Source organism: Vibrio ishigakensis (assembly GCF_024347675.1).
GTDB classification, from domain to species: Bacteria; Pseudomonadota; Gammaproteobacteria; order Enterobacterales; family Vibrionaceae; genus Vibrio; species Vibrio ishigakensis.
Window position 1 is genome coordinate 1,114,920 of record NZ_AP024882.1, and the last position, 15,318, is coordinate 1,130,237.

Below are 15,318 nucleotides of genomic sequence, written 5' to 3' on the forward strand. Positions count from 1 at the left end.
TTCACCTAAATTCACCGTCTACGCCTCAGATTTGTGAAGCCGATCTCAAATAGCTGGGTTTCGCTCTCAAGCAGGGATTGAGCCTGCACATTTTTCGTCGATGAAACATTCATTCTGCTCATAATTTGTCGTGATTGAACTCACGCTTTTTACAATTCTGAAAAATAATTCGGGTTACGGATATTCATTCCATAAGAGCGCAAATCATGACTTAACGTGATCTTGGTCTCGCCCTGTAGAGGGGAGGGGGGTGTTTATGGGATCTGGCTCAACAACTCTTTTTTCTCCTCATCCCTACGCCCTGTCTACTCCTCCTTATCCACCCCTCGGGTAGGAGGATGAACCATTGCCAGGGTTCGAGGATGATGGCCACAGTTGGAAATAAACACTAAGTGAGAGTTCTTAATGAAACCTGCACAACAAAAAAAATTCGACAAAGCTCAATTCCAAGCGAGCGTGAAGAATCACCTTACATCTACCTATGCTACCACTGTAGAAAACGCGTCCGACCGCCAATGGTACTTGGCAATGGGCCGCGCGCTAGCTGAACTCACCACTTTCGATCTGCTTGCAACTGAAGCGGATGCAAAAATCAAAAACGCAAAAAGCGTTAACTATCTATCACTAGAATTTTTGATCGGTCGTCTAACTGGTAACAACCTTATCAGCATGGGTCTGTATGAGCAGATCACTGACGCGATGGCTGAACTAGGTCATAACCTAACTGACCTACTAGAAGAAGAGCGCGACCCATCACTAGGTAACGGTGGTCTTGGTCGTCTAGCAGCATGTTTCATGGACTCATGTGCAGCTCAAGAATTCCCGACTGTAGGTTACGGCCTGCACTATGAATACGGCCTATTTAAGCAATCATTCAAAGATGGCCGTCAGCAAGAAGCACCTGATGCATGGCGTGGCGTTGAAGGCTACCCATGGGAAGTAGCTCGTCCAGAGCTTGCTCAAGAAATTGGCTTCTACGGTGAAGTTCAATGGGTTGTTGAGAACGGTAAAGAAGTTCGCAAGTGGGTTCCAGGCATGACTGTAAAAGCAATGCCATGGGATCTTCCAATCGTGGGCTACGAGTCAGACACGGTTTACCCACTGCGTCTTTGGGAATGTCAGGCAATTGCTCCTTTCTCTCTAGAAAGCTTCAACAACGGTGACTACTTCGAAGCACAGCACGCGCTAATCGATGCAGGTAACATCACTAAGGTTCTATATCCGAACGACAACCACGAGAAGGGTAAGACTCTGCGTCTAATGCAGCAGTACTTCCACTCGGCAGCGTCTGTACGTGACATCCTACGTCGTCACGAAGCGGCAGGTTACTCTCTAGAAGATCTACCAAAGCAAGAGACCATTCAGCTTAACGATACGCACCCAACTATCGCTATTCCTGAACTAATGCGCATCCTAATCGATGAGCGTGGTCTTGAGTGGGATGCAGCGTGGGCAATCAGCTCGCAAACATTTGCATACACCAACCACACACTACTTCCAGAAGCACTTGAGACTTGGCCTGAGTCGCTAATCCAGCGTCTACTTCCTCGTCACATGGAAATCATCTTCGAAATCAACCACCGCTTCCTACAAGAAGTACGTGCAATGTGGCCTGGTGACGGTGAGAAGCAAGCTAAGCTGTCTATCATCCAAGAAGGCTTCCATCGCATGGTGCGCATGGCGAACCTATGTGTGATCGGCTCTTACGCAGTAAACGGCGTAGCAGCACTTCACTCTGAGCTAGTTAAGAAAGACCTATTCCCAGAGTTCCACGAGATGTACCCAACACGTCTACACAACGTGACTAACGGTATCACTCCTCGTCGCTGGTTGAAGTTCTGTAACCCAGGTCTATCTGCGCTTATCACAGACAAGATTGGTTCTGAGTGGCCAGCGAAACTTGAGCAACTTGAACAAGTAGCTAAGTTTGCTGACGATGCTAAATTCCAGAAAGAATTCATGGCGGTTAAGAAAGAGAACAAACAGCGTCTAGCTGATTGGGTTTCTGAGAACATGGGTATTGAGCTAGATACAGATGCTATCTTCGACGTTCAAATCAAGCGTCTACACGAGTACAAGCGTCAGCACCTAGATCTGCTACACATCTTGTCTCTATACCACCGCATCATCAACGATCCTGAGTTCGATTGCGTACCACGCGTATGTTTCTTCGCAGCTAAGGCAGCTCCTGGCTACCACCTAGCGAAAGAAATCATCTTCGCAGTGAACAAGATTGCAGACAAGATCAACAATGACCCACGCATCGGCAACAAGCTGAAAGTGGTATTCATCCCTGACTACCGTGTAAGCATGGCTGAGATCATCATCCCTGCGGCTGACGTTTCTCAACAAATCTCGCTAGCGGGTAAAGAAGCATCTGGTACAGGTAACATGAAGATGGCTCTAAACGGTGCCCTAACTATCGGTACGATGGACGGTGCAAACGTTGAGATCCGTGAAGAAGTTGGCGATGAGAACATCTACATCTTCGGTCTTGATGTTGAGGGCGTGAAAGCGACTAAAGCACGCGGTTACAACCCATTCGACTACTACAATGCTGACCACCTATTGAAAGCGTCTATGGACCTACTAATCGGTGAAGAGTTCACTCCAGGTCAACCGGGCTTGCTGCGTGCAACTTACGACAGCCTACTAGACGGCGGTGACCCATACCTATGTCTTGCAGACTTCGCATCTTACGTGAAGGCGCACGAAGATATGGATGCTCAATACCGTGACCAAGCTGGCTGGGCTAAGAAAGCCATCCTGAACACAGCACTAGTTGGTAAGTTCAGTTCAGACCGTTCGATTCGCGACTACGTGAACAACATCTGGAAGCTAGAAGCGGTAAGCCGTTAATTAAAGTCTCCCAGAACTTAGAAATGAGTTCTGGGAACTTTGCGTAACAAGGTCCCGGATATTTCTTTCAGAATTTCCGGGATGACGACCAAAGCAGTGGCTGGGTCTGAAAGAATTCAATCGGTGCGCAGTTGCGCGCCAGTATCACAAAAACAACAATGAAATGGATGAAGGCGTGTTTCGTCTTCGGAGAGAGCGATGAAAGAACAATCCGCACTAAAAAAAGTCGCTGAAATGGCTCGTATTGCCGATAGCTATGTCAGTGCTTGGGGTGATGAGGCTTATGTGGAAGACGAGACCATTCGTCGTCTGCTAGCGTCACTAGGCTATGATACGAGCAGTGACGAAGCACTGCTAAAGTCTGCTGAGAAAAAACACAAGAAAGACGTACTGGCGGCAGTTAAAGTCGTTCGCGACGGTGAGCCAGTAGAGATCGAATTGAACCTAGGTGTGAGTGCTCGTGAAAGCGAGTTTGCTTGGCGTCTAGAAACTGAAAAAGGTGAAGTACTAGAAGGCTACCTTCAGTCGCAAATCGTTCGTGATGAGCGTGCTGATGGTGGTGCTTTGGTATTTGCCCTTCCTAACGAGATTGAGTGGGGCTACCACAAGCTGATCGTAACGCGTAAGCGTCGTAAAGCACCTTACGAAATGACTCTAATCGTGACTCCACAAGCGTGCTATAAGCAGTCTTCTATCGAAGAAGGCAAGAAGCTTTGGGGCCCAAGTGTTCAGCTGTACACCTTACGCACTCCACATAACTGGGGTATCGGTGATTTCGGTGACCTGAAACAACTGGTTGGCGATATCGCAGCGCGCGGTGGTGACTTCGTAGGTCTAAACCCAATTCACTCTCTGTTCCCAGCAAACCCAGAAGGTGCGAGCCCATACAGCCCGTCTTCTCGTCGCTGGCTGAACATCCTATACATCGATGTAAGCTCAGTACCTGAGTTTGCGCTAAGTGCGGAAGCGCAACAGAAGGTTGGCAGTGCTGAATTCCAGCAGCGTCTGCAGAAGGCTCGTGAAGTTCAACATGTGAACTACAGCGAAGTCTCTGATCTCAAGATGAGCGTGCTGCCTCTGCTTTACGCTGAGTTCAAATCTCGTCATCTAGACAAGAACACTGAGCGTGCTCAAGCCTTCCTAAACTTTGTTGAAGAGGGTGGCGATAGCCTGCTTCATCAAGCAGCGTTCGATGCATTGCACAAAGAACTGCACGATCAAGATTCAAATACTTGGGGTTGGCCTGTATTCCCTGAGAAATATCGTCGTTTCGAAACTGCGGCAACTCAGAAGTTCATCAAAGACAACCGTGAACTAGTAAACCTATACATGTACCTACAGTGGATTGCTGATACTCAAATCAACGAGGCGCAAGCTTTGGCTGAAGAGAAAGGCATGGCTGTTGGTCTATATCGTGACCTTGCGGTAGGTGTTGCAGATTCTGGCTCTGAAACGTGGGCTGACGAAGGCAACCTTATCCTTGACGCGAGCATCGGTGCTCCACCAGATATCCTAGGTCCTCTAGGTCAAAACTGGGGTCTACCACCGCTAAACCCTCAAGTGCTGCAAGCGACTGGCTATGATGCTTTCATCAAACTACTGCGTGCAAACATGAAACACTGTGGTTCTCTGCGTATCGACCACGTTCTTGGCCTACTTCGCCTATGGTGGATTCCTAAGGGTGAGAACGCGACTAAAGGGGCGTACATGTACTACCCAGTTGAGGATATGCTAGCAATCCTTGCGCTTGAGTCGCATCGCTTCCAGTGCTCAGTAATCGGTGAAGACCTAGGTACTGTACCAGATGAGATCGTAGGTATCCTACGTGACGCAGGCGTTCACTCTTACAAGGTATTCTTCTTCGAAACTAATGAAGATGAAAGCTTCATCAACCCAACAGAGTACACAGACCAGTCTATGTCTGCGCTATGTACGCACGACATGCCAACCCTACGCGGTTTCTGGCACTGTGATGACCTGAAACTGGGTAAAGAGCTAGGTCTGTATCCAAACGAAGAGCAACTTGCTGGTCTGTTTGATGATCGCTTGAAGTGCAAGCAAGGCATCCTAAACACAATTCGCCAAAACAACCCTCAGTTCCTGTCTTCAGGTATTGGTGAGAACGCGGAATACGTGCCAATGGATCGTTACCTGGCGAAAGCGCTTCAGCTTCACGTAGCAGCAGGCTCTTCAACTCTACTAAGTGTTCAGCTTGAAGACTGGCTAGAGATGGATAAACCAGTAAACATCCCTGGCACCGTGGATGAATATCCAAACTGGCGTCGTAAGCTGTCAGTGAACCTAGAAGAGATGTTTGCACGTGATGATGTGAACGAGATTGCTAAGTCTCTATCTGAGGTTCGTGAGAAGGCGTCTCACTAATTTGGTCTGACCAATTAAAGTGAAAACTTCTACTCGCTTCAAACTTTCAATTTTGTAATTAAGTTACAATCTGGAAGCTCTGAAATGCCCGCTCATTCAGCGGGCATTTTTTATGTCATAGGTACAACTGACAGCTAATAGCTTTCAGCTGTCAGCTGACCACCATTTTTGTAGCGGTGGTTGGCTAAATTGAATAAAAAATAACGAAAAAGCTAATAAACAACACAATAACAATGATTGGTTAGGGCTCGTGAATTACGAGAACTAAGGAAAAATAATTACAAATTACGGACTATTGAGGAGATTAGGCGTGATTAAGCCTATTGATAAAATTAAGAAAGCTTACCAGCAGTTAAGCCAAGCATCTTTTGCTGACCCATTTTCACTGCTTGGGCCATTTGTACGTGAGCAAGGTCGCTCACTGACGGTTTGGATGCCAGGTGCAGACCGTGTTGAAGTGCTAATTTCAGACAAGCGTATCGAACTTGAGCGTGATAAAGAGAGCGCATTCGTTCTTGCTCAAGATATCGACCTTTCTTTCACCCACTATAAGCTAGCTGTTCATTGGGGTGACACCGAGCAGATCCTTGATGACCCGTATCAGTATCACGCTCTTTATGAAGAATTCGATCATCTGCATACACCAAAGCAGATGTATCAACACATGGGTGCGCAGTTTGTAACGGTTGAACGTGATGGCAAAACCATCTCAGGTACGCGCTTCCTTGTATACGCACCTCATGCATCAGCGGTAAGCCTAGTAGGCGGTTTCAATGCATGGGATGGTCGTCGTAACCCAATGCAGCGTCTAGATTACGGTATCTGGGGTATCTTTATTCCTGAACTGCCAGAAGGCACCGCTTATAAGTTTGAGCTGAAAGGTCCAAACGGTGAAGGTCTACCTCACAAGCAAGACCCATGGGGCTTCCATCACGAGCAGTATCCGTCATTCTCTTCGGTTACTTATGATCAAACTAAATACCAGTGGCAGGATTCAGCTTGGCAGAACCGCCCAGTAACGCAAAAGCGTGGCGAAGCACTGTCATTCTATGAGCTTCACGCAGGTTCATGGCGTCGTGATGAGAATGGTGACTTTCTTAACTACCGCGCACTTGCAGAAGAGCTGGTGCCTTATCTAGTTGACCTAGGCTATACCCACGTTGAGCTAATGCCAGTATCTGAGCACCCGTTCTATGGCTCTTGGGGCTATCAGCCAATCGGTCTGTTCGCGCCAACTAGCCGCTACGGTTCACCGGACGATTTCAAATACTTCGTAGACAAGTGTCACCAAGCAGGTCTTGGTGTAGTTCTGGATTGGGTTCCAGCACACTTCCCGTCAGATGATCACGGCCTTGCTAACTTCGATGGTACGCCACTGTTCCACGATCCAGATCCGCGTCGCGGCTGGCACCAAGATTGGAACTCGTACATCTATGACCTAGGTCGTGAGCACGTTCGTCGTTTCCTAGTTTCGAACGCACTGTTTTGGTTTGAGCATTACCACATCGATGGCATCCGTGTAGACGCAGTAGCGTCAATGCTGTACCTAGACTATTCGCGTAGCCACGATCAGTGGATCCCGAACCAAGATGGCGGTAACGAAAACTACGACGCTATCTCGACCCTGAAGTGGATGAATGAGGAGGTGTACAAGCACTTCCCGAATGCGATGACTATCGCAGAAGAGTCTACTGCGTTCCCGGGCGTATCAGCGCCGACTTTCCTTGGCGGCCTTGGCTTTGGCTTCAAGTGGAACATGGGTTGGATGCACGACAGTCTTTCTTATATCAAAGAAGATCCGGTTCACCGTCAGTATCACCATAACACCATTACTTTCCCGCTAGTGTATGCACACAGTGAGAACTACGTGCTGTCTCTGTCTCACGATGAGGTGGTATACGGAAAGGGTGCTATCCACGACAAGATGCCAGGTGATGAGTGGCAGAAGACAGCAAACCTTCGTGCATACATGGGCTACATGTATGGTCAGCCTGGTAAGAAGTTGAACTTCATGGGCGCTGAGTTCGGTCAAACGGCTGAGTGGAACCACGACGATCAACTGCAATGGTTCTTGCTAGATTATGAGCGTCACCAAGGCGTACTAAATCTGACTCGCGACCTGAACAAGCTGTATAAAGACGAGTCTGCGATGCACGACTTGGACTATGATCCTCGCGGTTTTGAGTGGCGCCTACAAGATGCGGCAGAGGCAAGCGTACTTGCTCATGAGCGTATCGATGACAACGGCGAGCGTATCCTAGTCGTTTCTAACTTTACGCCAGTACCGCACCAAGAGTTCCGTTTAGGAATTCCTAATGAGGCTGAATACGAACTGCTACTAAGCACAGACGATGAGAAGTACAACGGTTCGAACACTGCGCTTCCAGCTAAGCTAGTGACCGAGAAGGTTGAGAGTGAAGGCTTGGAGCAGTCAGTACAGATGGTGCTTCCTCCGCTGGCTACTGTGTTCTATAAGAAGACTAAGTAGCTGTGAAGATACCGGATAAGCCAATTGGCTTTCCGGTATAATGAAATGGACCCACCCTTTACACGGCGTCGCAATGCGCCAAGATGAAGTTGAGTAAACAAGCATCTAAATAAGGGTAGGTCCACATGACAAATGTAACGGTCGGATTAGATATTGCCAAGAATGTTTTTCATGCAGTGTTCGTCACATCACGTGGGAAAATCACTCGTAAGAAGCAACTTAAGCGAGCTGCGACACTGCCATTCTTTGCCAAATTGACTCCTCAAGTAATAGCCATTGAAGCTTGTGGTGCCTCTAATCACTTGGCTCGAGAACTCATCAAGCTTGGGCATCATGTAAAACTTGTCCCCCCCGCAACATGTCACTTCGTATCGTCGTAAAAATAAAAACGACTACAACGACGCAGAAGCCATAGCAGAAGCCGCACAACGCGACAATATGACGTTTGTACCGGTAAAGACAATTGACCAACAAGATGCCCAAATGTATCTGCGCATCAGACAGCGTTTGATTAAACAACGCACTCAACTGATGAACCAGATACGAGGTTTGCTGCTTGAATATGGGCTTTGCGTGAATCGAGGTTTCTCAGCCTTACGTCGAACCGTTCCTGAGCTCCTAGAAGACCCCAATAATGAGCTAACCTGGGTAGCGAGAGAGTTGTTCAATGAACTCAACCAAGAGTTCATTGTATTAAACGAGCGTATTGAACAACTCGAGACCAAGCTGAAGGCTTTTGCTAAAGAGAATCACGTCTGCCAGATAGCGAAAAGCGTGGTGGGTATAGGACCTATCACTGCTTTAGCCTTGTATGCTGCAATTGGAAGTGGAACACAGTTCAAGAGTGGGCGACACTTCTCCGCTTGGTGTGGCCTGGTACCGAGACAATACTCAACTGGAGGAAAGTCTCAATTATATGGTATTACCAAAAAAGGTAATGTTGCACTCAGAGCTCTTCTGGTACACGGTGCAAGAAGTGCACTCCAATATGCAGATAAGAAAAACGACAGAGTAAGCGTCTGGGCGACTAAGTTGAAGCACGAGAAGAGCTTCAACAAAGCCTGTGTTGCATTAGCGAACAAGTTAGCGCGCATTGTATGGGCAGTAATCACACACAACAAACCGTACCAACTTAAAGAGGCGTAAACCAATAGCGATTACGCCATAAATTACATTTAAATCAGAAATTTTAAATAGCACACATCGTCAGTTGCGATACATTTTACATCGATGGTTAGCGGTCATCCCGCCCCAGCGAAACTCTGAAACCGTCATTGGCTCAAAGGAAGCCGTCGGTATGATAAAGAGCACTGGGTGCAGATTACATCAAGGTCATGAGTACGACACAACTCAATTAACAGGCCGGATATATGAACGACAATGACTCAATAACTAAGAATGAAAAATGACTTGCAAACTGGGTGGGTCCATATATGACGGTTTCTAAACAAAACTAGTTAATTAATGTCATCCCGGAAGGCTCTGCCTATCCGGGGTCTTTTTTTTTGCACTGAGTCTGAGTTAACCAATCTTTTCACTTCAATATCCAACACTTAGCCAATCCTTATCTACAATCAATAAACGTTAGAAAAGGAATTCTCTATGGCGACCTCTCTCTATGCCAGTCTGTTAGCCGCTTGGGTGCTTTACTTGGCTTTTCAAGTAATAAAGCAACGGCGTAAGCATCGCATCTCCCATGCCGATGGTGAGGTGGAAGACCTCAAAGTCGCCCGTGGCGCCCATTCAAACGCTACTGAATATATACCTATCGCTCTTATTTTACTCTTTTTAGCTGAATACAATGGTTTGTATACGCCTTTGGTGCATCTGCTTGGCTTATCGCTGGTGGTGGGGCGAGTTATGCACGGCCTGTCTATTTTGAATAAAAAATTTAAGGGGCGTTATTGGGGAATGATTCTGACTTTGATACCAATTTGTTCTCTGGCTGTAATTAATATCGGCTTGTCCCAGTTCTAGAGAGGCTTTATGCGACGATTCTGGCCACCGGCTTGGCTTCTAGTGTTAGTCGGCCTTCTGCTTAACATCTTAGCCATCTTGATATCCAGTCAGGTGATTGACGGGTTAGTGTCGAAAAATGGGAGCTTAAGTGAGGCGAGAGATAATAATCTACGCTCAATACAATTAGCTTGGAATCGTATCGAAAACCTAGAGCGTAAAAAAGAAACCATGGTGGTCATGTTAGCAAGTGAATCTGCACCAACCGAAACTCTTGATGAGTTAAAGTCGCAAATAGAAACTTGGACGGGAAAACAGGTGCCAGCGATATCGGTTAATAACCTTCAAACGCTTACTTTGCTGGTCGAGCAGCAACAAGACCAGCAGCGGGACTTTATTGATAACTACTATCTCGAGAACGTAACGTTGATGGAGAGCATGCACGAAAACGACGTTTTCATGAGCCATTACAAGAATATCGCACTGTTTTTACAGATCTTTGGACTCGCGCTTATCTTAGCTCGCGACCTTAGGCCCGGTTCAACATGATGGATTGACTGTGCTATGCTGTCGCTCTTCACGCTAAATAGCATGGATTAGGATTAGCGATGAGCGACAAAATCTATTTTAATACCTCTAAGAAGTTTAACCTTCGCCGTTCCCTAGTAAATATGACCACCCGAGTGCACCATAAGGTCGCCCCTAGGCATGCACGTAAGATGGCGCGAAAGCTGCTTCTTACTCCTGTTCGTTCTCAGGGCAAAAATACCATGCCTAAAGGTATGCTGGTGGACTCGATTTCGTCAGATCATGGCGAGTTAAAAACCTACCGTTTAGGCACAGGGCCAGTTTGGGTGCTCAATCATGGCTGGTCTGGCAGTGCTAACCAGTTCTTTCCATTAATGGAGTATATTGCTAGTAAAGGTTTCACCGCTCTTGGCTATGACCAACCGGCTCACGGCAGTAGTGGCGGGGCATACGGTCATATTCCAGCGTTTGTCGCGGGTCTTGAGGCGATTTTAGACAGTGAGCCAGAGGTTGCTGGTATTGTGGCCCACAGCATGGGTACGGCCTCTACCATTGAGTGTAAGCACGCTAAAGCTCAGACTGTGCCACTTCTATTGATTGCGCCTGTATTAGATTACCTTGAGAACCTCTTCGGTAGCGTCCGTCGTTCAGGCTATTCTATGAAGCTGTTTGAAGAAGTGGTGCAAGAGGTGAGTAGTGAGTATCACTATCCTATCCACACCATTGACCCGTACGGAAAGCTGAAACTGCGTCCTCAGCCTACGATCATTGTGCATGACGAAGGTGATAAGTTTACCAAGTTCTCAGTATCTGAGAAGGCGGCGAGTGAGATGGAAAGGGTAGAGCTTGTGGCCACAACCGGTCTAGGTCATGGCCGTATAATGAAGAGTGCGCCGGTGCAACAGAGCTTTGATGCATTGGTTGAATCAGCCGGGGTGACCGTCAGCTCGCGGGGTGAGTAGCATCTTACCAAATTTCAATAGATACATACCAAAGGCAACCATCCACAGTACTGCGGCCACATCTAGCATTTCCATAATGTATTGTGGGAAATAAGCCACACCCAGTGAGCGCACTAGCGCCGACAAAACAAGGGCGATAAACGCCACGCGCATTTGTGGCCCTTGATAGATATTTCTACCTGTGTGACCCATAGTCACGCGCGCAATCATCGCCAGAATTAACCCCGACAATGCGCCTATCGCAAATATGTGTAGCGCATTGTGTGACAGTAGAGCGTTAGTGGTGATGCCTTTCACCAATAGATAAGTTGGAATACACGCATAAGCTAGGTGTAGTGACCAGACTAAAGGCTCACCTAGGGTGCGATGAGGCTTCCAGCGCATCATTCGAATCGCTTGGAATAGACCCGCCCAAATAAACAGAGGTGTTTGCAACTCTGCCAGGGTCATAGGGAAGAAGCTCAGGATAAACAGCAGGGCTAAAGGAAGGTTTGCTGCCATATCCAGCCACAATTGAGGTTCTGGCTTATCAAAGTGGAAGCGACGCGCGGTAAAGAACGGAATCACGCGCCCGCCCATCACCGATAGGAGCAACATAAACCACCACAGCATGGCTTGCCATACAGAGGTCGAGCTAAAGGGCGCGACACCAGTGACAGTGGCAAAGCTTGCGAAGTTCGCAAAGATAGCCAGTGCAAATAGGGGTACGAAAAACAGATTGCGCCAACCCTCAGATTTCACCACTCTAAAGCCAACCTCGTATGCGGTAACCACTAAAAATAGAGCATCGATAATGGCTATCACCCAAAGTGGAGTAGAGGTCCAGAAAAGAATTCGAGGCGCTAACCAGAGCCCTACAATAACGCCCAAGCGTGTACTCTTTGTTCCGTTAACGCCGGTCCAGTTTTGTACCGCGGTCAATACAAAACCGGCAACAATCGCCATAGAGAAGCCAAATAGCATCTCATGGGCATGCCACCAAAGAGCAGGCACAGACAGAGCTTCAGGTTGACCATGCTGAAACGCATAGATCCAAACTGGGATCGCAATAAAGGCATAGAGTGCACCTAAGAGAAAGAAGGGCCTAAAGCCTAAGCGCAGAATGGCAGGGATAGCCTCTTCTTTTGCTTTGTCTGTTATGTTGAGCATGACGAAAACCTTAACATGTATTTTGATTGCAACTTTATAGTAAGCGCACAAGCTATGCAAGCTGTGAAATAAAAGATAGCGCAAAACAAAAAGCCGCAAACAGCGGCTATATAAGGATTTCGGAGACTATTTAATTGAAGAGGCGGTTGTGGAAACTGAGATTGTATCAACCACAGCTTCCGAGTGCGCTAGACCGCTAGGTTCATGTTCAGTTGAAGCTTATAGGGCAGTTTATTCAACTTATGATGAAGAGATTTTTTAGTGCGCTCAATGTCACGACACTGCAGATTCTCATCTTCTGGGATTGCAACATCTATGTGCACCCTAAGCTCATTACCTACCTTAGTTACTGCAGATACCGAAATATCCAGAGGCTGAGCGTCGTTCTCATTTGAAACTTGCTTGATAACCTGATCACATACAGATTTATCCGCAGATTTATTTAGAAGCTCCAACACCGCACCTTTGAGCATATCGAAAGGTACCTTTAGAAAGTAACCGCCCATCAGCAGCATCATTACTGGATCAGCATAGACCGAATAGGCTGCTAGTGTGGTTTGGGACAAAACCCAAGCTGCAACGAACCCAAGAAGAACGGCCAGACTGATCAGGGCATCCATCTGCCACTGTTTTCCCTCTGCATCAATAAGCCCAGAGTTCAGGTTCTTGTTCATTCGCTTGATGACTAGCCAACCCAGAAGACAGCCCGCGACATTGACGACTCCAAACAAGGTTGCGATAGACGCATCCACAGGACGACCACCGCTAAACAGTGACATGGCTGCTGAATAAAGAGAGGCAACTACTACGCTGAGAATAACCGTCGCTTTTACGGAAATAACGATGGGTTCCAAAGCTGCAAGTCCGAGTGGGAACTGCGTGCGAGAAGGATTAGCGATGTATTTGGCGGCGACTAAAGAGAGAAGTGTCAGTAGAAGACTGATCAGAGAGTAAGCACCATCAAACACGATAACTAGAGAACCAACCCAGAGTCCAACCACCACGCCCATGACCGCAAAGCCTAGGCAAAGGATGGCGGAGAAGGTGAGGATGCGACTTTCAAGATTGGTTTTATTGCTACTCATTGTAAACCTTTTGGGTTAACGACTAAGTTCATTGTTCGGTAACCAAGGCAGATTCTCAATGAACAATTGGATGCCTAAGATAGTGTGAAATAAGTTATTGAATTTAAATTGTTTAAAATCAACTACTTAAGTGCCATGGTGAAGTGTCAAAAAATATGACGCTCACTGAGTGCGTTAAAATCCGAACAGATACTCACTTAGTTTATCGCACAGCCAACTCATGCTTGGGTTGGAGTCCATGCCACTGGCTGTAAACATGCAATAGTCTTCTTGAGTAAGACCATAAGTATGTTTAATGACAGCAAGTTCTTCGGATCTAAGTAGATGTCTTATTAAAGGCTCAGGAAGTACTCCCCAAGCGCCTTCGCTCTCGATGGTAGAGAGGATATAGTCGAAGCTTGAAAAGCCGATATATTTCAATGAGAAAGGTTGCAGCTCTGGGTTGTCCTTTTCGTTCAGATACGCCATTGATGCCTGTGGTGCATTACGTAAGTCTTCATCTGAAACACGGCGCTTTTTGCTAAGTGGATGACCTGACTTACACACCGACATCATGCGAATCTTGCCAATTGGAGTATAGATAATCCTAGGGTCGTCTTCTCGTTCGTAATCCACACCAAAGGCAAAATCCACCTGTCCGGTTTCCACTAGATTGGCTAGGTCGCCACTGGATGCGAGCACTATGTTGAATGAGGTCGCTGGAAATTTATTATTCAGCTTGTGAGATAGGTTCTGCCAAATATCGTCTGGAATAGAGTCGTCACGGGCAATCCAGATCTCGGCGTTGAACGCACCTTCAACATGTTGGCACGTCTGTTTGATACGGGCCTCTGTAATGAGCAAAGACTCACAGTCCTTAAAGATGGCTTTACCTGCTTCAGACAGTGTGAGGTGGTTTCCAGCCCTGATAAATAGCTCAGTATCCAACTCTTTTTCTAGCGCTTTTATCCCCATACTCAAGCGAGTGCGATTGAACCCAAGTTGTCTAGCGGCCTCGGAGACGGAGCCGAGCTTAGCCACTTCGACGAAGGCTTGTATATGCGATAGGTTCATTGATGGAGTCCTTACGGCAAAGTATTGTCATCAAGCATTATTATACACGTCAATAATCCTGACTCTGGTCAGAAAGTGTAACGCCTGCTGTCAGGAATTTGTTGTTTAGAGTGGTGTAAAATCAAACATCTGTTGATCTAAGCCCAATATCTATTTGTATTAAATGCAATTTTGTATCTTTTTGCGCGAAGATTTGCTTTACTCTCGTTTAAGCAAAAGTTTGAGGATGGGATTTCAAATGGTGCACAACTGGGATGAATATGCTGCCGAGTGGGAGAGCGATAAAACAACCACTCAGTTTTCAGACCTCGTGTTTCAAGAGTTGTTAGCGCTCAATAAACTTGAAGCAGCTAGAGTGATGGACTTTGGTTGTGGAACGGGCTTGTTGAGTCAAAGAATGGCGCCTTTGGCGCGTAACATCGTGGCTTTGGACTCGTCAGAGGCGATGATCGAAGAGTTGGATAAAAAGCTTCTAGAAAACGTAGAGCCCGTAGTAGATGAACTCACCCGCGGTTTGGTTGCTCAGCACCCAGCCTTTAGAGGTCAGTTTGATCTTGTGGTTGCGTCTTCAGTATGCGGTTTCTTAGATGACTTCCAAGAAGCAGCTTCTATCATTCATTCACTACTCGATGTTGACGGTGTATTCGTGCATTGGGATTGGTTGGCTGAGAGTGATAAAGAAGGTTTGACCCAAGAAAGTGCTCATAGTGCGCTGCATGAGGCCGGCTTTGTCGATATAGAGCTGTCGGTTCCGTTCGAGATTACCTTGGCTGACGGCACTGTTGCTCCAGTTTTGATGGGCGTAGCTTACAAGTAATCAGAATTCGATAGCCCGCATATGATGTGGGCTATTCCA

General features: G+C 47.0%; 10 protein-coding genes and 1 pseudogene. 8 read left to right on the forward strand and 3 right to left on the reverse strand.

Features of this window, described 5'->3' with window-relative positions:
- Nucleotides 1-405: 405 nt before the first annotated feature.
- The 7 genes and pseudogenes from Pcarn_RS18900 to Pcarn_RS18930 all read left to right on the forward strand — a co-directional run bounded on the left by Pcarn_RS18900 (nucleotide 406) and on the right by Pcarn_RS18930 (nucleotide 11,175).
- Nucleotides 406-2,859 (forward strand): glycogen/starch/alpha-glucan phosphorylase, encoded by a 2,454-nt coding sequence (locus Pcarn_RS18900; RefSeq protein ID WP_261835874.1) that lies wholly within the window; start codon nucleotides 406-408, stop codon nucleotides 2,857-2,859.
- A 198-nt stretch (nucleotides 2,860-3,057) separates the two neighbouring features.
- Nucleotides 3,058-5,241 carry a 4-alpha-glucanotransferase gene (malQ, locus tag Pcarn_RS18905; protein WP_261835875.1) on the forward strand — a complete coding sequence of 728 codons (2,184 nt, stop codon included), beginning with the start codon at nucleotides 3,058-3,060 and terminating at the stop codon, nucleotides 5,239-5,241.
- A gap of 310 nt (nucleotides 5,242-5,551) precedes the next feature.
- Nucleotides 5,552-7,729 (forward strand): 1,4-alpha-glucan branching protein GlgB, encoded by a 2,178-nt coding sequence (glgB, locus tag Pcarn_RS18910; RefSeq protein WP_261835876.1) that lies wholly within the window; start codon nucleotides 5,552-5,554, stop codon nucleotides 7,727-7,729.
- 125 nt (nucleotides 7,730-7,854) lie between these two features.
- Nucleotides 7,855-8,875: pseudogene (locus Pcarn_RS18915) on the forward strand (IS110 family transposase).
- Nucleotides 8,876-9,331: 456 nt separating this feature from the next.
- Nucleotides 9,332-9,706, forward strand: coding sequence for an MAPEG family protein (locus tag Pcarn_RS18920; protein WP_261835877.1), 375 nt, complete (start codon nucleotides 9,332-9,334; stop codon nucleotides 9,704-9,706).
- Nucleotides 9,707-9,715: 9 nt separating this feature from the next.
- A complete protein-coding gene (locus Pcarn_RS18925) occupies nucleotides 9,716-10,234 on the forward strand; it encodes a hypothetical protein (RefSeq protein ID WP_261835878.1) in 519 nt (172 codons plus the stop codon).
- 59 nt (nucleotides 10,235-10,293) lie between these two features.
- Nucleotides 10,294-11,175, forward strand: a complete 882-nt coding sequence (locus Pcarn_RS18930; protein ID WP_261835879.1) for an alpha/beta hydrolase — start codon at nucleotides 10,294-10,296, stop codon at nucleotides 11,173-11,175.
- On the opposite strand, the gene Pcarn_RS18935 is transcribed toward Pcarn_RS18930, so the two are convergent.
- From Pcarn_RS18935 to Pcarn_RS18945, 3 genes are all read right to left on the reverse strand, one after another.
- Nucleotides 11,140-12,324, reverse strand: coding sequence for an NnrS family protein (locus tag Pcarn_RS18935; protein ID WP_261835880.1), 1,185 nt, complete (start codon nucleotides 12,322-12,324; stop codon nucleotides 11,140-11,142). The two genes, Pcarn_RS18930 and Pcarn_RS18935, sit on opposite strands and share 36 nt — an antisense overlap.
- 188 nt (nucleotides 12,325-12,512) lie before the next feature.
- On the reverse strand, nucleotides 12,513-13,409 hold the full coding sequence (locus Pcarn_RS18940; protein ID WP_261835881.1) for a cation diffusion facilitator family transporter: 897 nt from the start codon (nucleotides 13,407-13,409) through the stop codon (nucleotides 12,513-12,515).
- 174 nt (nucleotides 13,410-13,583) lie between these two features.
- On the reverse strand, nucleotides 13,584-14,462 hold the full coding sequence (locus Pcarn_RS18945; protein WP_261835882.1) for a LysR family transcriptional regulator: 879 nt from the start codon (nucleotides 14,460-14,462) through the stop codon (nucleotides 13,584-13,586).
- Between the two features lie 238 nt (nucleotides 14,463-14,700).
- Between Pcarn_RS18945 and Pcarn_RS18950 the strand changes: the two genes are divergently transcribed.
- Nucleotides 14,701-15,279, forward strand: a complete 579-nt coding sequence (locus tag Pcarn_RS18950) for a class I SAM-dependent DNA methyltransferase (protein ID WP_261837316.1) — start codon at nucleotides 14,701-14,703, stop codon at nucleotides 15,277-15,279.
- The last annotated feature ends 39 nt before the right edge of the window (nucleotides 15,280-15,318 follow it).